At 66.1% G+C, this 23,804-nt stretch carries 20 protein-coding genes; 13 read left to right on the forward strand and 7 right to left on the reverse strand.

The window, feature by feature from the left end:
- Window positions 1-65 precede the first annotated feature (65 nt).
- The 10 genes from AA0Z93_RS16375 to AA0Z93_RS16420 all read left to right on the forward strand — a co-directional run bounded on the left by AA0Z93_RS16375 (window position 66) and on the right by AA0Z93_RS16420 (window position 11,716).
- Window positions 66-854, forward strand: a complete 789-nt coding sequence (locus AA0Z93_RS16375) for an alpha/beta fold hydrolase (RefSeq protein ID WP_413047892.1) — start codon at window positions 66-68, stop codon at window positions 852-854.
- Entirely contained in the window at window positions 851-1,705 is an 855-nt protein-coding gene (locus AA0Z93_RS16380; protein ID WP_413047891.1) for an alpha/beta fold hydrolase, read from the forward strand. The genes AA0Z93_RS16375 and AA0Z93_RS16380 overlap by 4 nt, the downstream gene beginning before the upstream one ends.
- A gap of 108 nt (window positions 1,706-1,813) precedes the next feature.
- The gene (locus tag AA0Z93_RS16385; RefSeq protein ID WP_413047890.1) at window positions 1,814-2,608 is read left to right on the forward strand and encodes a DUF4892 domain-containing protein; all 795 of its coding nucleotides are present in this window, start codon (window positions 1,814-1,816) and stop codon (window positions 2,606-2,608) included.
- An 11-nt stretch (window positions 2,609-2,619) separates the two neighbouring features.
- Window positions 2,620-3,684, forward strand: coding sequence for an AI-2E family transporter (locus tag AA0Z93_RS16390; protein WP_413047889.1), 1,065 nt, complete (start codon window positions 2,620-2,622; stop codon window positions 3,682-3,684).
- 236 nt (window positions 3,685-3,920) lie between these two features.
- A complete protein-coding gene (kdpF, locus tag AA0Z93_RS16395; RefSeq protein WP_296263856.1) occupies window positions 3,921-4,010 on the forward strand; it encodes a K(+)-transporting ATPase subunit F in 90 nt (29 codons plus the stop codon).
- Window positions 4,011-4,018: 8 nt separating this feature from the next.
- Window positions 4,019-5,713 carry a potassium-transporting ATPase subunit KdpA gene (gene kdpA, locus AA0Z93_RS16400; RefSeq protein ID WP_413047888.1) on the forward strand — a complete coding sequence of 565 codons (1,695 nt, stop codon included), beginning with the start codon at window positions 4,019-4,021 and terminating at the stop codon, window positions 5,711-5,713.
- A gap of 8 nt (window positions 5,714-5,721) precedes the next feature.
- On the forward strand, window positions 5,722-7,779 hold the full coding sequence (kdpB, locus tag AA0Z93_RS16405) for a potassium-transporting ATPase subunit KdpB (protein ID WP_413047887.1): 2,058 nt from the start codon (window positions 5,722-5,724) through the stop codon (window positions 7,777-7,779).
- A gap of 11 nt (window positions 7,780-7,790) precedes the next feature.
- The gene (kdpC, locus tag AA0Z93_RS16410) at window positions 7,791-8,357 is read left to right on the forward strand and encodes a potassium-transporting ATPase subunit KdpC (protein ID WP_413047886.1); all 567 of its coding nucleotides are present in this window, start codon (window positions 7,791-7,793) and stop codon (window positions 8,355-8,357) included.
- Between the two features lie 3 nt (window positions 8,358-8,360).
- Window positions 8,361-11,018, forward strand: a complete 2,658-nt coding sequence (locus tag AA0Z93_RS16415; RefSeq protein ID WP_413047885.1) for a DUF4118 domain-containing protein — start codon at window positions 8,361-8,363, stop codon at window positions 11,016-11,018.
- Window positions 11,015-11,716, forward strand: a complete 702-nt coding sequence (locus AA0Z93_RS16420; protein WP_413047884.1) for a response regulator — start codon at window positions 11,015-11,017, stop codon at window positions 11,714-11,716. The genes AA0Z93_RS16415 and AA0Z93_RS16420 overlap by 4 nt, the downstream gene beginning before the upstream one ends.
- On the opposite strand, the gene AA0Z93_RS16425 is transcribed toward AA0Z93_RS16420, so the two are convergent.
- The 7 genes from AA0Z93_RS16425 to gloB all read right to left on the reverse strand — a co-directional run bounded on the left by AA0Z93_RS16425 (window position 11,713) and on the right by gloB (window position 21,577).
- Window positions 11,713-13,323 carry an ABC transporter ATP-binding protein gene (locus AA0Z93_RS16425; RefSeq protein ID WP_413047883.1) on the reverse strand — a complete coding sequence of 537 codons (1,611 nt, stop codon included), beginning with the start codon at window positions 13,321-13,323 and terminating at the stop codon, window positions 11,713-11,715. The two genes, AA0Z93_RS16420 and AA0Z93_RS16425, sit on opposite strands and share 4 nt — an antisense overlap.
- Before the next feature lies 1 nt (window position 13,324).
- Window positions 13,325-14,344 carry an ABC transporter permease gene (locus tag AA0Z93_RS16430; RefSeq protein ID WP_413047882.1) on the reverse strand — a complete coding sequence of 340 codons (1,020 nt, stop codon included), beginning with the start codon at window positions 14,342-14,344 and terminating at the stop codon, window positions 13,325-13,327.
- A 1-nt stretch (window position 14,345) separates the two neighbouring features.
- Complete coding sequence (locus AA0Z93_RS16435) at window positions 14,346-15,419, reverse strand: microcin C ABC transporter permease YejB (protein WP_413047881.1); 1,074 nt, start codon at window positions 15,417-15,419, stop codon at window positions 14,346-14,348.
- Window position 15,420: 1 nt separating this feature from the next.
- Complete coding sequence (locus tag AA0Z93_RS16440) at window positions 15,421-17,262, reverse strand: extracellular solute-binding protein (RefSeq protein WP_413047880.1); 1,842 nt, start codon at window positions 17,260-17,262, stop codon at window positions 15,421-15,423.
- The gene (locus AA0Z93_RS16445) at window positions 17,259-19,088 is read right to left on the reverse strand and encodes an extracellular solute-binding protein (RefSeq protein WP_413047879.1); all 1,830 of its coding nucleotides are present in this window, start codon (window positions 19,086-19,088) and stop codon (window positions 17,259-17,261) included. Before AA0Z93_RS16445 ends, AA0Z93_RS16440 begins: the two co-directional genes overlap by 4 nt.
- A 167-nt stretch (window positions 19,089-19,255) precedes the next feature.
- On the reverse strand, window positions 19,256-20,698 hold the full coding sequence (locus tag AA0Z93_RS16450; RefSeq protein WP_413047878.1) for a transglycosylase SLT domain-containing protein: 1,443 nt from the start codon (window positions 20,696-20,698) through the stop codon (window positions 19,256-19,258).
- Window positions 20,699-20,797: 99 nt separating this feature from the next.
- Window positions 20,798-21,577: a hydroxyacylglutathione hydrolase gene (gloB, locus tag AA0Z93_RS16455; protein ID WP_413047877.1), complete on the reverse strand. Its 780-nt coding sequence runs from the start codon at window positions 21,575-21,577 to the stop codon at window positions 20,798-20,800.
- Between the two features lie 102 nt (window positions 21,578-21,679).
- Here gloB and AA0Z93_RS16460 point away from each other — a divergent pair, with 102 nt between their 5' ends.
- The 3 genes from AA0Z93_RS16460 (at window position 21,680) to dnaQ (ending at window position 23,757) form a co-directional block, all read left to right on the forward strand.
- Entirely contained in the window at window positions 21,680-22,438 is a 759-nt protein-coding gene (locus AA0Z93_RS16460; protein ID WP_413047876.1) for a class I SAM-dependent methyltransferase, read from the forward strand.
- Window positions 22,439-22,485: 47 nt separating this feature from the next.
- The gene (gene rnhA, locus AA0Z93_RS16465) at window positions 22,486-22,932 is read left to right on the forward strand and encodes a ribonuclease HI (RefSeq protein ID WP_296263882.1); all 447 of its coding nucleotides are present in this window, start codon (window positions 22,486-22,488) and stop codon (window positions 22,930-22,932) included.
- Window positions 22,933-23,016: 84 nt separating this feature from the next.
- Complete coding sequence (dnaQ, locus tag AA0Z93_RS16470; RefSeq protein WP_413048415.1) at window positions 23,017-23,757, forward strand: DNA polymerase III subunit epsilon; 741 nt, start codon at window positions 23,017-23,019, stop codon at window positions 23,755-23,757.
- The last annotated feature ends 47 nt before the right edge of the window (window positions 23,758-23,804 follow it).

Genomic DNA, 23,804 nt, shown 5'->3' on the forward strand with positions numbered 1-23,804 from the left:
GGGCATTGCCGGCCCATCGGGCCGAACAGACAATGGACGCTCACTTCGTCTCCGGACCCGGCGCCATGTCGCAGCCCATCTTCTTCGCCCACGCCAACGGTTTCCCCTCGGCCACCTACGGCAAACTGTTCGCCGCCCTGACGCCGGATTACACCGTCACCCATCTCGACCGGCATGGCCATGACCCGCGCTTTCCGGTCGATGACAACTGGCTGCAACTGGTCCAGGAGCTGCTGCACCACCTGGCTCGCGAGGCGGCGCCGGTGTGGGGGGTAGGGCATTCGCTCGGTGGGTTGCTGCACTTGCACGCCGCGCTGCTCGCGCCGCAGTTCTACCGCGGCATCGTCATGCTCGACTCGCCGCTGCTGACCCGTGTCGATCGCTGGATGATCCACCTGGCCAAACGCCTGGGATTCATCGATCGCATCACCCCGGCAGGACGCACCTTGGGCCGTCGGGAGTCCTTCGTCGACCGCGACAGCGCACGGGCCTATTTCACGGGCAAGACCCTGTTCCGTCACTTCGACCCCGAATGCCTGGACGCTTACCTCGAACACGGTCTGCAGTACGCTGAGCAAGGCCTGCGCCTGCGCTTCGACCCGGCTACGGAAATCAGCATCTACCGTACCCTGCCGCATCGCCTGCCCAAGCCCGCCCGGCACCTGCAACTGCCCGTGGCGATGGTGCGTGGGGCGCAGAGCGCCGTGGTGCGGCCACACCATGGCAGGGCCGTGCGTGGCCTGCCGCTTGGCGAGTACCATTGCCTGCCGGGCGGACACATGTTTCCGCTGGAGCGACCAGGCGATACCGCCAGCCTGCTCAAAGCGCTGTTCGCGCGTTGGGGGCGGGTATGAGCAGTCCAGTCGAAGACGTACGGCTGGACCTGGGGCACATCGAATTGGCCGCGCACCTGTTCGGGCCGGCCGACGGCCTGCCGGTGATCGCCTTGCACGGCTGGCTGGACAACGCCAACAGCTTCGCCCGCTTGGCACCCAAGCTCGAAGGCCTGCGCATCGTGGCCCTGGACCTGGCCGGGCACGGCCATTCCGCGCACCGTCCGGCAGGCGCGGGCTACGGCCTGGCCGACTATGCCTTCGACGTACTGCGCGTCGCCGAGCGACTGGGCTGGCAGCGTTTCGGTCTGCTCGGCCATTCCCTGGGTGCGGTGATCGCCGTGCAACTGGCCGGTGCCCTGCCCGAGCGGGTCAGCCACCTGGCGTTGATCGATGGCGCGTTGCCGCCCACCGGCGACGAACAGAGCGCTGCCGAGCGGTTGGGAATGGCCTTGAATGCCCAGCTTCGCCGCGAGGCCCGGGCCAAGACGGTCTATCCCACCCTGGACCAAGGCGTAGGTGCGCGCATGAAGGGCATGGTGGCGGTCAGTCGCGAGGCGGCCGAGCTTCTGGCCCAGCGCGGACTGATGGCGGTGCCTGGGGGCTATAGCTGGCGCAGCGACAGCCGCCTGACCCTGCCGTCGCCGGCCCGCTTGAGCCAGGCGCAGGCGTTGGCCTTCGCCCAGCGGGTCAGTTGTGCGACCTGCCTGGTGGTTGCGGCCGATGGGCTGCTGGCGCCTCACGCGCGACTGCTGGAACAGCTACCCTTCGAACAGGCGGTGCTGCCAGGCGGCCATCACCTGCACCTGAACGACGAACCCGGCGCGAGCCTTGTTGCAGACTGTTTCAATCGCTTTTTTGGCTTTCCTTGACTTGCACCCGGCAAGTGCCGAGGCTTGCCGGGCCGACTAGGGAGAACGTCATTCCATGCCAACCATCCAAACACCTCATACCCATCTGGCCCCGCACGAGGGTGGCCGATGAGCGCCCTGGTTTTCCTGCGCAGCGCATTCGCTGCCGGCCTGGCGCTGTCCAGCCCCTGCTTGCTGGCAGGTAACCTGCCGGTCCCGCAGGATGCCAAGGTGGTCGACCAACGCCCTGCCACCGAACAGGAACGCGTCTATCCGCTCAGCCCGCTGCGCAAGATCAGCGGCCGTCTGCGTCTGGACGACAAGGTCGAAGCCCGCGGGCAAGTCAGCTCGCTGACCTATGAATTGCCGGTCGAGCGCAGCGCCCGTGAAGCCTTCACCCAGGCACGCGAGGCCTTGCAGGCCGAAGGCGGTTATCCGCTGTTCTGGTGCCAGGGCCGCGACTGCGGCGAAGCCAGCCTGTGGGCCAACGATGTGTTCGCCAACGCCCGGCTCAACGGCGGTGACGAGCGCCAGGCGTTCATCCTGCTGCGCCGCTCCGCCGAGCAGGCCGATACCCTGGTGGCGTTGTACAGCGTGACCCGCGGCAATCGCCGCGCCTATCTGCACGTCGAAGAGTTCGTTGCCGCCGCGCCTCTGGGTGAGCTGCTGCCCACGCCGGCCACCGTGCTGCGCGAGATGCGCGATACCGGCAAGCTCGATTACCCCGACCTGGTCGCGCCACAAGCGGCCTGGGTCACGCTGCTCGGGCGCAGCCTCAATCTCGACAGCACCTTGCGCGCCAGCCTCAGTGGTGCTCAGGCCGAAGCGTGGCGTCAGCAACTGATCAAGGCCGGTGTGCGTAGCGCCCGCTTGGAGGTGGGCGACGCCGCCACCGACGGTTTGCACCTGGAATTGATCCGCTGAGTGGCCCGGTGATGCCCAATAACGACCGTTTGTTCGTCCAGATTCTGCTGCTGGCGCTGTTGGGCGCCGCCTTGTGGGTCATGGCACCGTTCATTTCCGCGCTGCTCTGGGGCGCGATCCTGGCGTTCGCCAGTTGGCCGCTGATGCGCCTGCTGACGCGCCTGTTGCACGGGCGCGAAACGCTTGCGGCAGGCATCCTCACCAGTGCCTGGATCGTGGTGGTAGTGCTGCCGCTGGTGTGGCTGGGGTTCAATTTGGCCGACCATATCCGCGATGCCACGGCCTTCGTGCGCGATGCCCGGGTCGACGGCCTGCCGCCGGCACCGACTTGGCTCGGGGCGTTGCCGCTGGTGGGCGAGCGGCTGGTAGGCATGTGGGACACGGTCGACCAGCAAGGCCCTGCGCTGCTGGCGTCGGTCAAGCCGTACCTGGGGCAGACCGGCAACTGGCTGCTGGCGCGCAGTGCGCAGATCGGCAGCGGGGTCCTCGAGCTCAGCCTGAGCCTGATTTTCGTGTTCTTCTTCTACCGCGACGGGCCGCGCCTGGCGGCCTTCGTGCTGCGCTTGTTGCAGCGCTTGATGGGCGCACGGGCCGGTTACTACCTGGACCTGGTGGCCGGAACCGTGCAGCGGGTGGTCAATGGGGTGATCGGCACGGCGGCCGCACAGGCGCTACTGGCCTTGGTCGGCTTTCTCATCGCCGGCGTGCCCGGAGCCATCGTACTGGGCCTGGTCACCTTCATGCTCAGTCTGATTCCCATGGGGCCGCCGCTGGCCTGGTTGCCGGCCACGGCTTGGCTGGCGTGGAAGGGTGAATACGGCATGGCGGTGTTCCTCGGCATCTGGGGCACGTTCGTCATCAGTGGCGTGGACAACGTGCTCAAGCCCTACCTGATCAGTCGCGGCGGCGACCTGCCGTTGGTGATCGTGCTGCTGGGGGTGTTCGGCGGCTTGATCGCGTTCGGTTTCATCGGTCTGTTCATCGGCCCCACGCTGCTGGCAGTGGGCTACAGCCTACTGCTCGACTGGAGCCGCAATGCCGGGGTGGCGGATGACCCCAACGCACGCGACGCCTGATGGAGCGGCCGCGGTTGCCTCCACCGCAACCGCAGGGTGATCCGCGCCGCTGAAGTGACGCTTGCCTAAGGGCTGCTGTCCCACGCCCAGGCCACCGAACCTGGGCGGCAGGCCGAAAGCCCAGCGTTTTTTACGCATTCTTTACGCCTTCCCCGGTAATCGCCCTCGCGCCTTTACGGCGCACCCTCGGACAATTTCCCCACGGCGCCGGTCGCCATCACCTGGGGAATGCATCGATGACCATCCTTGACACCGTCTCACTGCTGCTGGCCGTCGCGCTGGCGGCCTACCTGTTGCACGCGCTGCTGCGCAGCGACCGGAGCTAGGGGCGGCCATGCACAGCTACGACTACGCCTTGCTGCTCGGTTTCTTCCTCTTGGTCCTGCTGCCGGCACCCTGGCTGGGACGCTTCTACCACCGCGTGATGGAAGGTCGGCGCACCTGGCTCAGCCCGGTACTCAGCCCTGTGGAGCGCGGCTGTTATCGCCTTGCCGGGGTCGATACGGGCCGCGAGCACACGTGGCAGCAATACGCCCTGGCCTTGCTGGCTTTCAACCTGGCGGGCCTGGCCTTGCTGTTCGGCGTGCTGAGCCTGCAACGGTACCTGCCGTTCAACCCCCAGCAACTACCTGGCCAATCCTGGTCGCTGGCGCTCAACACCGCAGTGAGCTTCGTCACCAACACCAACTGGCAAGCCTACAGCGGCGAGACCTCGCTGAGCCCGTTCAGCCAGATGTTCGGCCTCACCGTGCAGAACTTCCTCAGCGCCGCCACGGGCCTGGCCGTGCTGGTCGCGCTGTGTCGCGGTATCGCACGGCGCTCGGCGAGCAGCCTCGGCAATTTCTGGGTCGACCTGACCCGCGCCACGCTCTACGGCCTGTTGCCGCTCAGCCTGCTGCTGGCGCTGGCGCTGATCTGGCAGGGTGTGCCGCAGACCTTTCTCGACCAGGTGCAGGCCATCACCCTGCAAGGCAACGGCCAAGCCTTGCCCCTGGGGCCGGTCGCCAGCCAGATAGCGATCAAACAGTTGGGCACCAACGGCGGCGGCTTCTTCGGCGTCAACTCGGCGCATCCGTTCGAAAACCCCAGCGCCTGGAGCAACCTGTTCGAATTGGTCGGCATCGTGCTGATTCCGGTGGCGCTGGTGTTCACCTTCGGCCACTACGTCAAGGACTTGCGCCAGAGCCGAGCGATCCTGGGCTGCATGCTGGCGCTGTTCGTGCTCGGCGGCGCCACCGCGTTGTGGGCCGAGCATCAGCCCAATCCGGCCCTGGCGAGCCCGCTGGTGGAGCAGGGCGCACCGCTCGAAGGCAAGGAAGCGCGTTTCGGCGCCACCGCCTCGGTGCTGTGGGCGGTGACTACCACGGCCGCTTCCAACGGCTCGGTGAACGCCATGCACGACAGCCTCAACCCGCTGACCGGCCTGGTCACGCTGGCCAACATGATGGTCGGCGAAGTGATTTTCGGCGGGGTCGGGGCCGGGCTGTACGGCATGTTGCTGTTCGTGCTGATCGCGGTGTTCCTGGCCGGTTTGATGATCGGCCGTACGCCGCAGTACCTGGGCAAGTCGTTGCAGGCACGGGAGGTCAAGCTGCTGGTGGCGACCCTGTTGGTGATGCCCTGCGGCGCGCTGGTGCTCGGCGCGCTGGCCAGCAGCCTGCCCGGCGCCGAGGGCGCGTTGAGCAACCCTGGGCCGCACGGTTTCAGCCAACTGCTGTATGCCTTCACCTCCAGCGCCGCCAACAACGGCTCGGCCTTCGCCGGCTGGGCCGCCAACACCCCGGCGCACAACCTGTTGCTGGCGCTGGCCATGCTGATCGGCCGCTTCGGCTACATCCTGCCGGTGCTGGCGTTGGCCGGCAGCCTGGCGGCCAAGCGCGGCAGCGCAGTGGGCGTGGACAGCTTCCCTACCCACGGGCTGCTGTTCACCAGCCTGCTGTTGATGACCGTGCTGCTGGTAGGTGGGCTGACCTTCCTGCCGACGCTGGCCCTGGGGCCGCTCGCCGAACACCTGAGCTTGGGTTTCTGAGGAATCGAATGATGAACCTACCCGTTGCCGATCTCGGCATCCCTGCCGACCCGAACCCGGCCACGCGCTTGCGTGCGTTATGGCGGCCGGCCCTGTTGCAAGCCTTCGTCAAGCTCGACCCGCGCCAGCTCAAGCGCTCGCCGGTGATGCTGGTGGTGCTGCTTACCGCTGCGTTGACCACGGTCCTGTGCCTGGCGCCAGACAGTGGCGTCGAGACGGGCGTTGCGCTGCAGATCACCTTATGGCTGTGGTTCACGGTGTTGTTCGCCAACTTCGCCGAGGCCTTGGCCGAAGGCCGTGGCAAGGCCCGCGCCGACAGCCTGCGCGCCGGTAGCCAAGGCCTCAACGCACGCCGTCGGAACGCCGATGGCCGCTTCGAGCAAGTCCCTGCCAGCAGCCTGGTCAAGGGCGATGTGGTCCAAGTGCTGGCCGGTGAGCTGATCCCCGCCGACGGCGAAGTGCTGGAAGGCATCGCCGCCGTCAATGAAGCGGCCATCACCGGCGAATCGGCGCCGGTGATCCGCGAGTCCGGCGGCGACCGCTCGGCAGTGACCGGCAACACGCGGCTGGTCTCGGACCGTCTGCTGGTGCGCGTCACCAGCAACCCCGGCGAATCCACCTTGGACCGCATGGTGGCGCTGGTGGAAGGCGCCAAGCGGCAGAAGACGCCGAACGAGGTGGCGCTCGACCTGCTGCTGATCGGCCTGACCCTGGTGTTTCTCATCGTCGTGGTGACCTTGCAGCCGTTCGCGCGCTTTTCCGGCGCCGGCCTGCCGCTGATCTTCCTCGCCGCCCTGCTGGTGACGTTGATCCCCACCACCATCGGCGGTCTGCTTTCGGCCATCGGCATCGCCGGCATGGACCGCCTGGTGCGGCTCAACGTCATCGCCCGCTCGGGCCGTGCGGTGGAGGCGGCCGGCGACGTACAGACGCTGTTGCTCGACAAGACCGGCACCATCACCTTCGGCAACCGTCGCTGCACGGCCCTGCACAGCGCGCCGGGGGTCGGTGCCGAGGTGCTGGCCGAGGCGGCGCTGTTCGCTTCCCTGGCCGACGATACGGCCGAAGGCAAGTCAGTGGCCGAGTTCGTACGCGTCCGACACGCTCTGGTCGAGCCTGCGGTCAGCCAGTACCAGGCCATCGCCTTCACCGCGCAGACTCGCCTGTCGGGTATCGATGTGCGCGGCCAGCGCTACCGCAAAGGCGCCGTGGATGCGGTGCTGGAGTTCGTCGGCTTGGCCCCCGGGGCGCTGCCAGCGACCTTGCGCGTCGAAGTGGAGCGCATCGCCCAGAGCGGGGGTACACCGTTGCTGGTCTGCGTCGACGAGCGCCTGCTCGGCGCGGTCCATCTCAAGGACGTGGTCAAGCCCGGCATCCGCCAGCGTTTCGCCGAACTGCGCGCCATGGGCATCCGCACGGTGATGATCACCGGTGACAACCCGCTGACCGCCGCCGCCATCGCCGCCGAGGCCGGGGTCGACGACGTGCTGGCCCAGGCCACGCCGGAGAAGAAGCTGGCGCGCATTCGCCAGGAGCAGCAGGAAGGGCGCTTGGTCGCCATGTGCGGCGACGGCGCCAACGACGCCCCGGCGCTGGCCCAGGCCGACGTCGGCATGGCCATGAACGAAGGCACCCAGGCGGCGCGCGAGGCGGCCAACATGGTCGACCTGGACAGCGACCCGACCAAGCTGCTGCATGTGGTGCAGGTTGGCAAGGCGTTGCTGGTGACCCGCGGTGCGCTGACCACCTTTTCCATCGCCAACGACGTGGCCAAGTATTTCGCCATCCTGCCGGCCTTGTTCGCTGCCATCTATCCGCAACTGGGCGCGCTCAATCTGATGCAACTGCACAGCCCGCAGAGCGCCATTCTATCGGCCATCGTCTTCAACGCGCTGATCATCGTCGCGCTGATTCCGCTGGCGCTGCGAGGCGTTGCGGTGAAGGCGGCCAATGCTGCTCAGCTGCTGCGGCGCAACGTGCTGATCTATGGCCTGGGCGGGCTGTTGGTGCCGTTCGCCGGGATCAAGCTGATCGACCTGTTGCTCACCGCCCTCAACCTGGTCTGAAGGAGACTGCGATGAACGCTTACCTGCGTCCGGCCCTGTGCCTGTTGCTGTTGATGACGTTGTTCACCGGGGGGCTGTACCCGTTGCTGGTCACAGGTATCGGCCAGTGGCTGTTCCCGGCCCAGGCCAATGGCAGCTTGCTGCATGACGAAACAGGGCAGGTACGCGGTTCTGCCCTGATCGCCCAGCCGCTGGCTGGGGCCGGTTGGTTCCACTCGCGACCTTCGGCGGCCGACTATGCCACCCTGCCCAGCGGTGCCAGCAACCTGGCACCGAGCAACCCGGCGTTGGCCGAACGGGTATGGGCCGATGCGCAGCGTTGGCAAGGCGCAAGTCAGGGCGCCGTACCCTTGGCGCTGCTGACCACCTCCGCCAGCGGCCTCGACCCGCACCTACCACTCTCGGCCGTGGCCTGGCAGATGCCCGGTGTGGCGGCCGCGCGCGGTCTGTCGCTGGCGGACTTGCAAGGCCTGGTCGATGGGGCCACGCTGCGGCCTTTGCTCGGCCCCCCGGTGGTCAATGTGCTGTTGCTCAATCGGGCGCTGGCGCGCAGGGCGCCGATGGCCAGAGAAGGATGATCCATGACTGACTCGCAACGCGCCGATGCGCTGCTCGGTGCACTGCCGCGCCAGGGCCGCGGCCGGCTGAAAGTGTTTCTCGGCGCCGCGCCCGGCGTCGGCAAGACCTTCGCCATGCTCCAGGCCGCCCACAGCGACCGGCGCCAGGGCGTGGAAGTGCTGGCGGCGCTGGTGCAGAGCCATGGCCGCAGCGAGACCGAGGCGTTGCTGCTCGACCTGCCGCAGTTGCCTCTGCTGCGCTGCGAATACCGCGGCGCGCAGTGGCAGGAAATGGACCTCGACGGGCTGCTCGCCGCCGCCCCGCAGCTGGCCCTGGTGGACGAGTTGGCGCACAGCAACGTGCCCGGCAGCCGCCACGCCAAGCGCTGGCAGGACGTGCAGGAACTGCTGTCGGCCGGTATCGACGTGTACACCACGGTCAACGTCCAGCACCTGGAAAGCCTGAACGACAAGGTACTCGGTATCACTGGCGTGCAGGTGCGCGAAACCGTGCCCGACTGGGTGGTGCAGGAAGCCTTCGAACTGGTGCTGATCGACCTGCCGCCACGCCAGCTCCTGGAGCGCTTGCGCCAAGGCAAGGTGTATGTGCCCGAGCAGGCGCGGGCGGCCATCGACGCGTTCTTTTCCCCGACCAACCTCAGCGCCCTGCGCGAGCTGGCTTTACAGACCGCGGCAGCCCAGGTCGATGCCGACCTGGCCCAGGGTTACCGCCAGCGCGGCGAGCAGGCGCCGGCCGTGCAAGGGCGTCTGCTGGTCGGCGTCGACGGCGATGCCCAGGCCGAACGTCTGGTGCGCCATGCCAGCCGCATCGCGCAGCGCCGCCATCTGCCCTGGAGCCTGGTACACATCGAGCGTGACCGACCCCGCGACGAGGCCAGCCGGCTGCGCTTGCAAGCCGCCCAGCAACTGGCCGAGCGGTTGGGTGGCGAGGTGGTGGTGCTGCGGGCCGCCGAAGTGGCGCGCAGCCTGGTCCAGCATGCCCGCGAGCGCCGTGCCAGCGTATTGTTGGTCGGGCAGAGCCGGCGGCGTTGGTATCGCCCATGGCTGGGGGCCGGGGTTGGGCAGCGTCTGCTGCGCCAGCACCACGGCCTAGAAATCACGGTGCTGGACTACGAGGCGGACGGCGCCGCGCCCGACACCGCGCCGCGTCGGCTCCTGGGACCGCCGCGGCATTACCTACAAGCCGTGCTGGCCACCGTATTGGCAGCGGGCTTGGCCTGGTCGGTCGCCAGCGTGCTGGAGCTGCCGAACATCTCTCTGGTGTTCCTCGCGGCGGTCTTGCTGGTGGCGGTGCGCAGCAGCCTGGGTCCGGCCCTGACCTGCGCGGTGCTGTCGTTCCTGAGCTACGACTTCTTGTTCATCGCGCCGAGCTTTTCCCTGAGCATCCAGCGCGAAGAGGACGTGCTGACCCTGCTGTTCTTCCTGTTGATGGCGGCCCTGACCGGCAACCTGGCGGCGCGCCAGCGTCGTCAGTTGCAGGTGTTGCGCCAGACCCAGGACGAAACCCGACAACTGCTCGAACTGTCCCAACGCCTGGCCCGCGCCACCGACCGCGAGGCGGTGTTCGCCGCCGCCGCGCAGCACCTGGCCGTTGGAGCGCAGCTGCAGGTGTGCCTGGTGCGGCGCGATGCCGAGGCAGGCCTGAGCGCGACCGCAGGCGAGCCGCAGACGTTCGCGGTCAACGAGCGCGCTGCCGCAGAATGGGCCTGGCAGCACGGGCAGGCGGCCGGCGCTGGCACCGACACCTTGCCCGAGGGCCGCTGGTGGTGGTGGCCACTGCGCGACGGTGAACAGCCGCTGGCCTTACTCGCGGCGCGCTCCACCAATGGCCGGCCGTTGGCGCGGCAAGCGTTGGGGCGGTTGCGTGCGCTGGCCCAGCCCCTGGCCTTGGCCCTGACCCGTGTGAACCTATCCGAGCAACTGGCTGCGGCACGCCTGCAAGGGGAGACCGAGCAGTTGCGCAGTGCCTTGCTGGCCTCGGTGTCCCACGATTTGCGCACACCGTTGACGGCCATGCGCGGCAGCATCGACAGCCTTCTGGCCTTGGGCGAAATGATTGCGGCCTGCGATCGCCGCGAGCTGCTCGAAGGCACCCGCGACGAGGCCGAGCGGCTGGACCGCTACATCCAGAACCTGCTCGACATGACCCGCCTGGGCCACGGTTCTCTGGCCCTAGCGCGCGACTGGGTGGCGCCGGCCGACATCGTCGGCAGCGCCTTGCAGCGTCTGCGCGGTGTACTGGCACCGCTGCGGGTCGAGCTCGACCTGCCCGACGACCTGCCGCTGCTGTTCGCCCACGCTGCGCTGATCGAGCAGGCGCTGGTCAATGTGCTGGAGAACGCCGCGCGCTTCTCGCCCGTCGATGGCCGCCTACGGCTAGAGGTCAGCACCCACGGACGGCTGCTGCGTCTGGCGGTCAGCGACCAGGGACCGGGCATCCCCGAGGCCGAGCGCAGCCGGATCTTCGACATGTTCTACACCGCCGCCCGTGGCGATCGCGGCGGGCAGGGCACGGGCCTGGGCCTGGCCATCTGCCAAGGCATGGTAGGCGCCCACGGCGGGCAGATCGAGGTCGCGGACGGGATCGATGGCCACGGCACCTGCATCACCCTATGCTTGCCACTGCCCGAGCCACCCGACCCCGACCCCGAGGCGCCATGAATCCTTCCGCGACCGTGCTGGTCATCGACGACGAACCGCAGATTCGCAAGTTCCTGCGCATCAGCCTGGCTTCCCAAGGCTATCGCGTGGTCGAGGCCGCCACGGGCCAGGAAGGGTTGGCCCAGGCGGCGCTGGCTCAGCCGGATCTGGTGGTGCTCGATTTGGGATTGCCCGATCTGGACGGTCAGGACGTACTGCGCGGCGTGCGCGAATGGAGCGATGTGCCGGTGATGGTGCTGTCGGTGCGCGCCAGCGAGGTGCAGAAAGTCGATGCCCTGGACGGCGGTGCCAACGACTACGTCACCAAGCCCTTCGGCATCCAGGAGTTCCTGGCGCGGGTGCGCGCGCTGCTGCGTCAGCCACGGGCCGGCAGCTTGCTGGCCGGGGTCGGTGAGCCGACGGTCAGTGTCGGCGCTTTGAGCATCGATCTGGCCGAGCGCCGCGTCACCCTGGAGGGCGCCGCCATCGAGCTGACGCGCAAGGAGTACAGCCTGCTGGCGCAACTGGCCCGCCACCCCGGCCGGGTGATCACCCAGCAGCAGTTGCTCAAGGACATCTGGGGCCCGAGCCACGTCCACGACACCCATTACCTGCGCATCGTGGTCGGCCATCTACGGCAAAAGCTCGGCGACGACCCCACTGCACCACGGCTGATCCACACCGAGGTCGGCGTTGGCTATCGCCTGCTGACGTCCTAGACGGCTTTACCCGGCGCGAGGAAGGCCGCCTCCAGCAACTGCCGGGTGTAGACATGCTGCGGATCGCGGAATATCGCCTGCGCCTCGCCTTGCTCGACCACCTGTCCCTGCTTGATCACCATCAGCTGATGGCTCAGCGCTTTGACCACCGCCAGGTCGTGGCTGATGAACAGGTAGGTGAGGTTGTACTTGCTCTGCAACGAGCGCAGTAGCTCCACCACCTGCCGCTGCACGGTGCGGTCCAGGGCCGAGGTGGGTTCGTCGAGCAGGATCAGCGCCGGCTTCAACACCAGCGCCCGGGCGATGGCGATGCGCTGCCGCTGGCCACCGGAGAACTCATGGGGGTAGCGATGGCGGGTGGCCGGGTCCAGGCCTACCTCCTGCAACGCGGCGACGATCGCCGCTTCGCGTTCCTGGGCATTGCCGATGCCATGGATCTGCAACCCCTCACCGACGATGTCGGCCACACTCATGCGCGGGCTGAGGCTACCGAACGGGTCCTGGAACACCACCTGCATCTGCCGGCGCAGGGGCCTGACCTGCTTGGCGTCGAGGTTTTCCAGCGCCTGGCCGTCGAAGCGGATATGCCCCTGGCTGGCGATCAGACGCAGGATCGCCAGGCCCAGGGTCGACTTGCCCGAGCCGCTTTCGCCGACGATACCCAGGGTCTGACCTCTAGGCAGGCTGAAGTGGATGCCGTCCACCGCCTTGACATGATCGACCGTGCGCCGCAGCAGGCCTTTCTTGATCGGGAACCAGACCTTGAGCGCGTCCACTTCCAGCAACGGTGGGGCGACGGGATTGACGGCCGGCTCGCCGGTCGGTTCGGCGTTGATCAGCATCTGCGTGTAGGGGTGTTGCGGTGCGTCGAACAGCGCGGCGCAATCGGCCTGTTCGACGATCTTGCCCTGCTGCATCACGCACACCCGGTGGGCGATGCGCCGCACCAGGTTGAGGTCGTGGCTGATCAGCAACAACGCCATGCCCAAGCGCGCCTGCAGGGACTTGAGCAATTCGAGGATCTTCAACTGCACGGTGACGTCCAACGCCGTGGTCGGCTCGTCGGCGATCAGCAGCTCCGGCTCGTTGGCCAGGGCCATGGCGATCATCACCCGTTGCCGCTGCCCGCCGGACAGCTCGTGGGGCAGGGCCTTGAGGCGCTTGTGCGGTTCGGGAATGCCCACCAGCTCCAGCAGTTCCAAGGTCCGCGCGGTGGCCTGCGGCCCGGTCAGGCCTTTGTGCAGCAGGAGGATTTCGTTGATCTGCTTTTCGATGTTGTGCAGCGGGTTGAGCGAGGTCATCGGCTCCTGGAAGATCATCGCGATGCGGTTGCCACGAATGCGCTGCATGGGCTTTTCGCCCAGTTGCAGCAGGTCCTGGCCTTGGTAGCCGATGCTGCCGCTGGGGTGGCGGGCGATGGGGTAGGGCAGCAGGCGCAGGATCGAGTGCGCGGTGACCGACTTGCCCGAACCGCTTTCGCCGACCAGGGCCAGGGTCTCGCCCCGGCGGATGTCGAAGCCGATGCCATCGACCACGCGGTTGATCTGGGCGCCGCTGGTGAACTCGACGGCCAGGTCGCGCACTTCGATCAGGTTATCTGGGTGCATGTCATTTCCTCGGATCGAAGGCATCGCGGGCGGATTCGCCGATGAACACCAGTAAGCTCAACATCACCGCCAGCACGGCGAAGGCGCTGATGCCGAGCCACGGTGCCTGCAGGTTGGATTTGCCCTGGGCGACCAGCTCGCCGAGCGACGGCGCACCGGCCGGCAGGCCGAAGCCGAGAAAGTCCAGGGCGGTCAAGGTGCCGATGGCGCCGGTGAGGATGAACGGCATGAAGGTCATGGTCGAAATCATCGCGTTGGGCAGAATGTGCCGGTACATGATCGCCCCGTCGCGCATGCCCAGCGCGCGGGCGGCGCGTACATATTCCAGGTTGCGCCCGCGCAGGAACTCGGCGCGCACCACATCGACCAGGCTCATCCACGAGAACAGCAGCATGATGCCCAGCAGCCACCAGAAATTGGGCTGTACGAAGCTCGCCAGAATGATCAGCAGGTAGAGCACCGGCAGCCCCGACCAGATTTCCAGGAAGCGTTGCCCGGCCAGGTCCACCCAGCCGCCGTAGTAGCCCTGCAAGGCACCGGCGATCACGCCGATGATGGAGCTGGCCACGGTCAGGGTCAGGGCGAACAGCACCGAGATACGGAAGCCATAGATGACCCGCGCCAGCACGTCGCGGCCCTGGTCGTCGGTGCCCAGCCAGTTCTGTGCCGAGGGCGGCGCGGGGGCCGGCACCTTGAGGTCGTAGTTGATGCTCTGGTAGCTGAACGGGATCGGTGCCCACAGCACCCAGGCCTTCTGTTGGGCCAGCAGTTGGCGGATGTACGGGCTCTTGTAGTTGGCCTCCAGCGGGAATTCGCCGCCGAAGGTGGTTTCCGGATAGCGCTTGAAGGCCGGGAAATACCATTGCTCGTCGTAGTGCACGGCGATGGGCTTGTCGTTGGCGATCAGCTCGGCACCCAGGCTCAGGCCGAAGAGGATGAGGAATAGCCACAGCGACCACCAGCCGCGGCGGTTGGCCTTGAACCGCTCGAAGCGTCGACGGTTGAGGGGGGATAGGGCCATGTCAGTGCTTCCTGCTGGCGAAATCGATGCGTGGATCGACCAGGGTGTAGGTCAGGTCGCCGATCAGCTTCACCACCAGCCCCAGCAGGGTGAAGATGAACAAGGTGCCGAAGACCACCGGGTAATCGCGGTTGATCGCCGCCTCGAAGCTCATCAGGCCCAGGCCGTCGAGGGAAAAGATCACCTCGATCAGCAAGGAGCCGGTGAAGAAGATGCCGATGAACGCCGAAGGAAAACCGGCGATCACCAGCAGCATGGCGTTGCGGAACACATGCCCGTACAGCACCCGCGAACGGCTCAGACCCTTGGCCTTGGCGGTCACCACGTACTGCTTGTTGATCTCGTCGAGGAAGCTGTTCTTGGTCAGCAGGGTCATGGTGGCGAAGTTGCCGATCACCAGCGCGGTGATCGGCAGCACCAGGTGCCAGAAATAGTCGAGCACCTTGCCCGTGGTGGAGAGCGCCTCGAAGTTGTTCGACGTCAGCCCGCGCAGGGGGAACCAATCGAAGTAACTGCCGCCGGCGAACAGCACGATCAGCAGAATGGCGAACAGGAAGGCAGGGATGGCGTAGCCGACGATGATCGCCGAGCTGGTCCACACGTCGAAGTGGCTGCCGTGGCGCACGGCCTTGGCGATGCCCAGGGGGATCGACACCAGGTACATGATCAGCGTGCTCCACAGCCCGAGCGAGATCGACACCGGCATCTTTTCGGCGATCAGGTCGATGACCTTGGCGTCGCGGAAGAAGCTGTCGCCGAAATCCAGATGGGCGTAGTTCTTGATCATGATCCACAACCGTTCGGGCGCCGGCTTGTCGAAGCCGTACATGTGCTCGATCTCGGCGATCAGGGCCGGGTCCAGGCCTTGTGCGCCGCGGTAGTTGGAACCGGCGACCGAGACTTCCGCGCCACCGCCGGCAATGCGGCTGGTGGCGCCTTCGAAACCTTCGAGCTTGGCGATCATCTGCTCCACCGGCCCGCCGGGCGCGGCCTGGACGATGAGGAAGTTGATGACCAGGATGCCCAGCAGGGTGGGGATGATCAGCAGCAGGCGGCGCAGGATATAGGCCAGCATGTCAGTGCGCCTCGTCGGCAGAGGCGGCAGGCTTGGGCACGGGCGGCGCCACGTCCGGCTTGATCCACCAGGTGTTGATGCCGATCTCGGACTTGGGCGAGGCCGGGGGGTGGCCGATGTGGTTGGCGTACACCACCCGCCAGGTCTTGATGTGCCAGTTTGGGATCACGTAGAAGCCCCACAGCAGCACGCGGTCCAGGGCGCGGGTATGCTCGACCAGCGATTGACGCGAATCGGCGCCGATCAGGGCTTCGACCAGTTGGTCGATGGCTGGGTCGCGCAGCCCTATGTAGTTGCGGCTGCCTGGGTTGTCGGCGGCGATACTGGACCAGTACTCGCGCTGCTCGTTGCCCGGTGAACTCGATTGCGCAAAGCCGCCGACCATCATGTCGAAGTCCCGCGAACGCACACGGCTCATGTACTGCGAGACGTCGACCCGACGGATGTTCAATTCGATGCCCAGGTCGGCGAGGTTGCGCTTGAACGGCAACAGCACACGTTCGAACTCGGGCTGTACCAGCAGGAACTCGATGGACACCGGCTTGCCTTGGGTATCGACCATCTTGTCGTCGACGACTTTCCAACCGGCGGCCTGTAGCAGGCCATAGGCTTTGCGCTGTTGCTCGCGGATCATGCCGCTGGCGTCGGTGACGGGGTTGTGGAACGCCTCGGTCAACGCGCGCGCCGGGATCTTGCCGCGCAAGGGTTCGAGGATGGCCAGTTCGTCCGGCCCCGGCGTGCCCCGGGCGGCCATGTCGGAGTTTTCGAAGTAGCTAGCGGTGCGCGTGTAGGCGCCGAAGAACAACTGCTTGTTGGTCCATTCGAAGTCGAACAACTGGCTCAGGGCTTCACGCACGCGCACGTCCTGGAACAACGGCCGACGCAGGTTGAAGATGAAGCCTTGCATGCCACTGGGCGTGCCGTTCGGCAGTTCTTCACGCAGCAGGCGGCCCTCGCGCACCGCCGGCACGTTGTAGGCGGTGGCCCAGTTCTTGGCGATGCGCTCTTCCCAGAAGTCGAACTCGCCGGCCATCAGGGCTTGCAGAGCGACCACGTTGTCACGGTAGGAGTCGAAGGTCATGGCATCGAAGTTGTACTGGCCGCGGTTGATCGGCAGATCCTTGGCCCAGTAGTCCTTGACCCGCTCGTAGCGGATCGAGCGTCCCGGTTTGACCTCGGCGACCTTGTACGGGCCGCTGCCCAGCGGAATGTCCAGGCTGCCGCGGTCGAACTCGCGGTCGGCATACCAGTGTTTGGGCAGCACGGGCAATTGACCGATGATCAGCGGCAGCTCGCGGTTGCTGGCGTTCTTGAAGTCGAAACGCACCTGCAATGGATTTTCCACCACCACCTTGGCGACATCGCCATAGTACTGGCGGTACAGCGGGGCGCCCTTGCTGACCAAGGCGTCGAAGGTGAAGGCTACGTCTTCGGCGCGCATCGGGTGGCCGTCGTGGAAACGCGCCTCGGGACGCAGGTAGAAACGGACCCAGCGATTGGCCGGGTCCTTTTCGATCCTGCTGGCGACCAACCCATATTCGGTGAACGGCTCGTCCAGGCTTTTACGGGTCAGGGTGTCATAGATCATCTCGACGTCTTCGGCGGCCACGCCCTTGGTGATGTAGGGGTTGAGGCTGTCGAAACCGCCGAAGCTGGACTGGCGGAACGTGCCGCCCTTGGGCGCGTCCGGGTTGACGTAGTCGAAGTGGCGGAAGTCGGCCGGGTACTTGGGCGGTTCGTCGTACAGGGTCACGGCGTGCTGCGGGGCGGCCGTGGCGCTCAGGCCCAGGCAGGCGAGCAGCAGGCCAGCGGCCAGTGCGCACAGGCGCGGCATTGGCGTCATGGGTGGGTCTCCGGGTGTTTGAGCCACCAGCTGTTCAGCCCCAATGTGTAGGGCGGCGTGGTGACGAAGGCGAACCGGTTGCGGTAGGCCAGGCGGTGGTTGTCGAGGTACCAGTTGGGAATCATGTAGTAGTGCCAGGACAGCACACGGTCCAGGGCCTTGGCAGCGGCGATCTGGTCGTCGCGGTTCTGCGCGGCGAGCAACGTGTCAAGCAGGTGGTCGACCACCGGGTCGTTGATCCCGGCGTAGTTCTTGCTGCCCTTGATCGAGGCCTGGCTGGAGTGGAAGTACTGCCACTGCTCCAGTCCTGGGCTGAGGGTCTGGCCGAGGGTCATGAGGATCATGTCGAAATCGAACTGGTCCAGGCGCTGTTTGTACTGCGCACGGTCGACGGTACGCAGGCCGGCAGCGATGCCGATACGCCTGAGGTTTTCCACGTAGGGCTGGAAGATCCGCTCCAGGTTGGGATTGACCAGCAGGATCTCCAGGCGCAGCGGCTCGCCCTTGGCATCGACCAGACGCTGCCCGTCGAGGGTATAGCCGGCCTTGGCGAACAGCGTCAGCGCCTGGCGCAGGGTCTGCCGCTCGATGCCGTGGCCGTGGGTATGGCTGACCTGATAAGGCTCGGTGAACAGTTTGGCAGGCAGTTGCTCACGGAACGGCTTGAGCAGCAGCCATTCCTTGCCTACCGGCAGGCCACTGGCGGCGAATTCGCTGTTGGGGTAGTAGCTGGTCGAGCGCTTGTAGGCGTCGCTGAACAGGGCGCGGTTGCTCCATTCGAAATCCAGCATCAGGCCAAGCGCCTGGCGCACGTGCACATCGTCGAACGGCGCACGGCGGCTGTTCATGAACAGACCTTGGGTCTGGGTGGGGATGCGGTGGGGGATTTGCGCCTTGATCACCTCGCCACGGCGCACGGCCGGGAAGTTGTAGCCGTTGGCCCAGTTTTTCGCCTGGTGCTCGATGTACAGGTCGAACTCCCCGGCCTTGAAAGCTTCGAACGCCACCGTGGCGTCGCGGTAGAACTCGAATTCCACCCGGTCGAAGTTGTATTTGCCGCGGTTGACGGGCAAGTCCTTGCCCCAGTAGTCCCTGACTCGCTCGAACACCAGGCGCCGGCCCGGACGCACCTCGCTGATGCGGTAGGGGCCGCTGCCCAGCGGCGGTTCGAAGGTGGTGGCCTGGAAGTCGCGCTTTTCCCAATAGTGTTTGGGCAGCACTGGCATTTCACCCAGGCGCAGGATCAGCAGCGGGTTACCGGCGCGTTTGAACACGAAGCGGATGCGCAGGGGGCTGAGGACATCGACCCGCTGCACCTCTTGCAGGCTGGTGCGGTACTGCGGATGGCCTTCCTTGAGCAAGGTGCGGTAGCTGAAGGCGACATCGGCGGCGGTGATCGGCTTGCCATCGTGAAAACGCGCCTCGGGCCGCAGATTGAACACCACCCAGCTGCGGTCTTCGCTGTACTCGACCGAGCGAGCGATCAGGCCATAGCTGGAGGTGGGTTCGTCACCTGAAGGGTCGTACTGGCCCGTACCGACCATCAACGTCTCGTTCAGCTCGCTGACGCCGTACTGCTGGAAGTTCGGCGTGCTGACCGGGCTCGAGCCTTTGAAGGTATAGGGGTTGAGGGTATCGAACGTGCCAAAGGCCATGGCCCGCAACGTGCCGCCCTTGGGCGCTCGCGGATTGACCCAGTCGAAGTGGGTGAAGCTGGCAGGATATTTGAGCGTGCCGAACTGCGCGTAACCATGGCTTTCGCTCACGGCGGCGCTCGCGCAAAAGCTCAAGGCCAGACTGATTGACAGCAGGAGGGGACGTATCAAGTCGGCATCCGATCCACAGGCATTGGGCTTGGGTCGGGCTACAGTAACAGCTTGTCCGGATTGGAAAAAGATGCCTGTGCATGGCGCTGGACGATGCGTTCGAAAGCTGCGTCGACGCCTCGTAGCCGAAGGCGTCGATCATACGGGGGAGGGCGTTGCCGAAGGGCTCAGCGACCTACGTATACGGTCAAGGTCTGACCGGGTTTGAGGGCTTTGCCGCTGCGGGGATTCCAGCGTTTGAGGTGTTGCATTTCGACGTTGAAGCGTTTGGCTACCAGGTATAGGGAATCGCCTTTACGCACCTTGTATTGAGTCGAGCGCTTCTGCGCGGCGGCCACCCGGTTGGCGGCGGCGCTAGGTGCGCTGGAGGCCTTGCCGCCGCGCAGCGCCAACACCTGACCGGCCTTCAGGCTGCTGCCCGACATGCGGTTCCAGCGTTGCAGGTCGCGCACCGAGACGCGGTTGGCGCGGGCGATGGCGGCGAGGTTGTCGCCACGCTTGACCCGATAGCTGCGCGTGGTCGCTGCCGGGGCCTTGGCTTCGGCAAGGGCTGCCTGGAACACGGCCTTGTTCGGCTGCAAGCTGACCAGTTGTTCGGGCTTGAGGTTGGACAGGCTGGCGGCCAGCAATTGGGCCTTGGCGGTGGGCACCAGCAATTGCTGCGGGCCATCGACGGTCATGCGTTTCTTGAATGCAGGGTTGAGCTGGATCAGTTCGTCTTCGTCGATGTCGGCGAAGGCCGCGACCCGCGACAGGTCGAGGCGCTCGTTGATGGCGACGGCTTCGAAGTAGGGTTCGTTGGCGATGGGGCTGAGGGTGATGCCATAGGCTTCCGGGGCGTTCACCACCTGCGACAGGGCCAGCAGCTTGGGTACGTAGTCACGGGTTTCCTGGGGCAGCGGCAGGTTCCAGTAGTCGGTGGGCAGGCCCAGTCGCTCGTTGCGCTCGATCGCCCGGCTGACCGTACCTTCGCCCGCGTTGTAGGCGGCCAGGGCCAGCAGCCAGTCGCCGTTGAACATGTCGTGCAGGCGGCTCAGGTAGTCCAGCGCGGCGTTGGTCGACGCGGTGATGTCGCGTCGGCCGTCGTAGAAACTGGTCTGGCGCAGGTTGAAGTGCTTGCCCGTGGAGGGGATGAACTGCCAGAGACCGACGGCGTGGGCACGCGAATAGGCCATGGGGTTGTAGGCGCTTTCGATGGCGGGCAGCAGGGCCAGTTCGAGCGGCATGTCGCGCTCTTCGAGACGCTCGACGATGTAGTGCATGTACAGGCTGCCGCGCTCGCCGGTGATCTCCACCGAACGCGGGTTGCTGGCGAACCACAGGCGCTGCTGCTCGATACGCGGATTGGCGTCGATGCCTTGCAGGGCGAAGCCCTGGCGCATGCGCACCCAGACGTCCAGGGGCGGTTGCGGGGCGACGGGCGCGATCACCCGTACGACGGGCTTGTGCTTGATCCGAGCCTGGTAGTTGGGCGCGCGAACGCTATCCGATTCGTCGACCTTGGGTGTGCTCTGGCAACCCACCAAGGTGGCTGCCAGGGCCAGGGCGCTGGCTTGGGCCAAGCGCCTGAGGGCGATGGAATGAGAGGGTCTGCGGCTACGGAGTGACATCGGCAGGCACGTTTATCCGGGCAAAAAAGTTGGGCGATTCTAGGAACCGCTTCCCGGATGGTCAACCTTGGGGCCGTGCTGAGATATATCTTGGGGTTATCAGAACGCGTTCTTCCAAGCGCGCAAGGCAGCAAAAACCTCGATGGAACTGGGGTTTACCTTGTTTGTCCGCTCGTCTGCTTTTTGTTTAACAGATGTTTCAGCGGTGCGCAGGAAAGGATTGGTTCGAAGCTCCAGACCCAAGGTGGAGGGTAGGGTGATGCGTTGCTGGGCACGCAGTTCCTCCACCTCGCTCAGGCGCTGACGCACCTGCGCATTGTCGGGCTCGACGGCGGCGGCGAAGCGCAGGTTGCTCAAGGTGTACTCGTGGGCGCAATACACCTCGGTGCTGGGCGGCAGGGCTGCCAGTCGGCTCAGCGAGGCATGCATCTGCTCGGGCGTACCCTCGAACAGGCGCCCGCAGCCACCGGCGAACAGCGTGTCGCCGCTGAACAGCAGTGGGGTCCGGGGTTGCGCACTGTAGAAGGCGATGTGTCCAAGGGTGTGCCCCGGCACGTCGATGACCTCGAAAGTCAGGCCCAGCACCGCCACCTGATCGCCGTCGCGCAATGCCACGTCGCGGCCGGGAATACGCTCGCTGGCCGGGCCGTGCACGCGCGCGCCGGTCCTGGCCTTGAGCGCCTCGACGCCGCCGACGTGGTCCTGGTGGTGGTGGGTGATGAGGATGTCGGTCAAGCGCCACTGCGGGTGGGCGTCCAGCCAAGCGGCCACAGGTTGGTCGTCCCCTGGGTCGACCACCACGCAGCGCTGTGTGGCAGTATCTTGCAACAACCAGATGTAGTTGTCGGAGAAAGCAGGCAGTGCATCGATCTGTATCATGGCGCGGATCCGAATCTCTAGGTGGGACATACAGGCATCTTAGCGTTTCAGACCAGCTCTGACGCTCGAGGTGCGGCCAGAGAACTAGCCGAGGAACATGCAATGAGCGACCAAGTGTTTGCCCAGGCCGATGCCGAGTGGGTCGAACTGATCGGGCAGGCCCGGGATTGGTTCGACAGCCCTATCGGGCAATTGATGCTGAATGAAGAGCAAGCGCTGCTCGAGGAAGAGCTGGCGCGTTTTTTCGGCGGCTTTCTGGTGCATTACGGACCCTGCGCCGAAGCCCCGCCCAGCGCGCCGCAGGTGCAGCGCAACGTGCGCCTGGGCGCGCCGTTTCCGGGGGTCGAGATCGTGTGCGAGGAGCAGGCCTGGCCGCTCAGCGAGCATGCGGCCGATGTCGTGGTGCTGCAGCATGGCCTGGACTTCAGCCTCTCGCCCCACGGGCTGCTGCGCGAGGCCGCCATGGCCGTGCGCCCCGGTGGGCACCTGCTGGTGGTCGGCGTCAACCCCTGGAGCACCTGGGGCATGCGCCATCTGCTCGGTAAGGGCGCCTTGCGCAAAGCGCGCTGCATCTCGGCGTCACGGGTCGGCGACTGGCTCAACCTGCTGGGCTTCGCGCTGGAGAAACGTCGGTTCGGGTGCTATCGTCCGCCGCTTTCCTCCAAGGCTTGGCAGCAGCGCCTGATGGGTTGGGAGCAGTGTGCCGGTCGTTGGCAACTGGGCGGCGGCGGGGTCTACGTGCTGGTGGCGCGCAAGATGGTGGTGGGCCTGCGGCCCCTGCGCCAGACGCGCCGGGAGCCGATGGGCAAGCTGTTGCCCATGCCGCTGGCCAAGGTCAATCGCCGGCGCAGCGATGGCTGAGCGTCGCCGCTGCCGAGCCTCGATCATTTCAAGCGAATAGGCAGTACATGACCGATAGCGTCGAGATCTACACCGATGGTGCCTGCAAGGGCAATCCTGGCCTGGGTGGCTGGGGCGTTCTGATCGTCTACAAGGGCGCGGAAAAGGAGCTCTGGGGTGGCGAGCTCAACACCACCAACAACCGCATGGAGCTGATGGCCGCCATCCAGGGCCTGATGGTGCTGACCCGTGAATGCGACGTGGTGCTCACCACTGACTCGCAATACGTCATGAAGGGCATCACCGAATGGATGAGCAACTGGAAGAAGCGCGGCTGGAAGACCGCCGCCAAGGAGCCGGTGAAGAACGCCGACCTCTGGGTGTTGCTCGATGAGCAGGTCAACCGCCACAACGTGACCTGGAAATGGGTCCGCGGCCACATCGGCCACCCTGGCAACGAGCGTGCCGATCAGTTGGCCAACCGTGGCGTCGACGAAGTCCGCGCCAGCCGCTGACCGCTCGTACCTCCGCCCGGCGTCGCAGGCTGGGCTGGGGTACAATCGATGCCTTTTCCTGTGATGCAAGTTGGAGTCACCCGCGTGGAGCAGCAGCAAGACAAACGGCTCATCATCCTCGATACCGAAACCACCGGCATGCCCGTGACTGAGGGGCACCGGGTCATCGAAATCGGTTGTGTCGAAGTCATCGGTCGGCGCCTCACCGGCCGCCATTTCCATGTCTACTTGCAGCCCGACCGCGAAAGCGACGAAGGCGCCATCGGCGTGCACGGCATCACCGATGCATTCCTGATCGGCAAACCGCGCTTCGCCGAAGTGGCCGACGAATTCTTCGACTTCATCCAGGGCGCCACCCTGGTCATCCATAACGCGGCGTTCGACGTCGGCTTCATCAACAACGAATTCGCCTTGGTCGGTCAGCAGGATCGCGCCGACATTTCGCTGCATTGTCCGATCCTCGACACCCTGATGATGGCGCGCTCGCGCCACCCGGGCCAGCGCAACAGCCTCGATGCCTTGTGCAAACGCTATGGCATCGACAACTCCGGGCGCGACCTGCACGGCGCCTTGCTCGACGCCGAATTGCTGGCGGACGTCTACCTGGCCATGACCGGTGGCCAGACCAGCCTGTCGCTGGCTGGCAGTGGTGGCGAAGACGAAGACGGCTCCGCTGCCCGGCCCAGCGAGATTCGCCGGATCAGCGGTCGCCAGCCGGGTCCGGTGTTGCTGGCCAGTGCCGCCGAGCTGGAGGCCCACGCCGAGCGCCTGACCGCCATCGCCAAGGCAGCGGGTGCGCCTGCGCTTTGGGAAAACCTGGGTTGAGACACTTGGCCGGCCTGCGTGCACGAGGGTGGTCGAGATAATGCGTC

Source organism: Pseudomonas phoenicis (assembly GCF_047302395.1).
Classification (GTDB): domain Bacteria; phylum Pseudomonadota; class Gammaproteobacteria; order Pseudomonadales; family Pseudomonadaceae; genus Aquipseudomonas.

Bases quoted from the DNA above. Each gene is read 5' to 3' on its own strand.
- AA0Z93_RS16385 (WP_413047890.1), top strand. From the start codon at position 1,814: ATGAGCGCCCTGGTTTTCCTGCGCAGCGCATTCGCTGCCGGCCTGGCG.
- AA0Z93_RS16450 (WP_413047878.1), bottom strand. From the start codon at position 20,698: ATGTCACTCCGTAGCCGCAGACCCTCTCATTCCATCGCCCTCAGGCGC.
- rnhA (WP_296263882.1), top strand. From the start codon at position 22,486: ATGACCGATAGCGTCGAGATCTACACCGATGGTGCCTGCAAGGGCAAT.
- gloB (WP_413047877.1), bottom strand. From the start codon at position 21,577: ATGATACAGATCGATGCACTGCCTGCTTTCTCCGACAACTACATCTGG.
- AA0Z93_RS16435 (WP_413047881.1), bottom strand. From the start codon at position 15,419: ATGCTGGCCTATATCCTGCGCCGCCTGCTGCTGATCATCCCCACCCTG.
- kdpF (WP_296263856.1), top strand. From the start codon at position 3,921: ATGACCATCCTTGACACCGTCTCACTGCTGCTGGCCGTCGCGCTGGCG.
- AA0Z93_RS16380 (WP_413047891.1), top strand. From the start codon at position 851: ATGAGCAGTCCAGTCGAAGACGTACGGCTGGACCTGGGGCACATCGAA.
- AA0Z93_RS16390 (WP_413047889.1), top strand. From the start codon at position 2,620: ATGCCCAATAACGACCGTTTGTTCGTCCAGATTCTGCTGCTGGCGCTG.
- kdpB (WP_413047887.1), top strand. From the start codon at position 5,722: ATGATGAACCTACCCGTTGCCGATCTCGGCATCCCTGCCGACCCGAAC.
- AA0Z93_RS16425 (WP_413047883.1), bottom strand. From the start codon at position 13,323: ATGCACCCAGATAACCTGATCGAAGTGCGCGACCTGGCCGTCGAGTTC.
- AA0Z93_RS16420 (WP_413047884.1), top strand. From the start codon at position 11,015: ATGAATCCTTCCGCGACCGTGCTGGTCATCGACGACGAACCGCAGATT.
- AA0Z93_RS16375 (WP_413047892.1), top strand. From the start codon at position 66: ATGTCGCAGCCCATCTTCTTCGCCCACGCCAACGGTTTCCCCTCGGCC.
- kdpA (WP_413047888.1), top strand. From the start codon at position 4,019: ATGCACAGCTACGACTACGCCTTGCTGCTCGGTTTCTTCCTCTTGGTC.
- AA0Z93_RS16415 (WP_413047885.1), top strand. From the start codon at position 8,361: ATGACTGACTCGCAACGCGCCGATGCGCTGCTCGGTGCACTGCCGCGC.
- AA0Z93_RS16430 (WP_413047882.1), bottom strand. From the start codon at position 14,344: ATGGCCCTATCCCCCCTCAACCGTCGACGCTTCGAGCGGTTCAAGGCC.
- AA0Z93_RS16460 (WP_413047876.1), top strand. From the start codon at position 21,680: ATGAGCGACCAAGTGTTTGCCCAGGCCGATGCCGAGTGGGTCGAACTG.
- kdpC (WP_413047886.1), top strand. From the start codon at position 7,791: ATGAACGCTTACCTGCGTCCGGCCCTGTGCCTGTTGCTGTTGATGACG.
- AA0Z93_RS16440 (WP_413047880.1), bottom strand. From the start codon at position 17,262: ATGACGCCAATGCCGCGCCTGTGCGCACTGGCCGCTGGCCTGCTGCTC.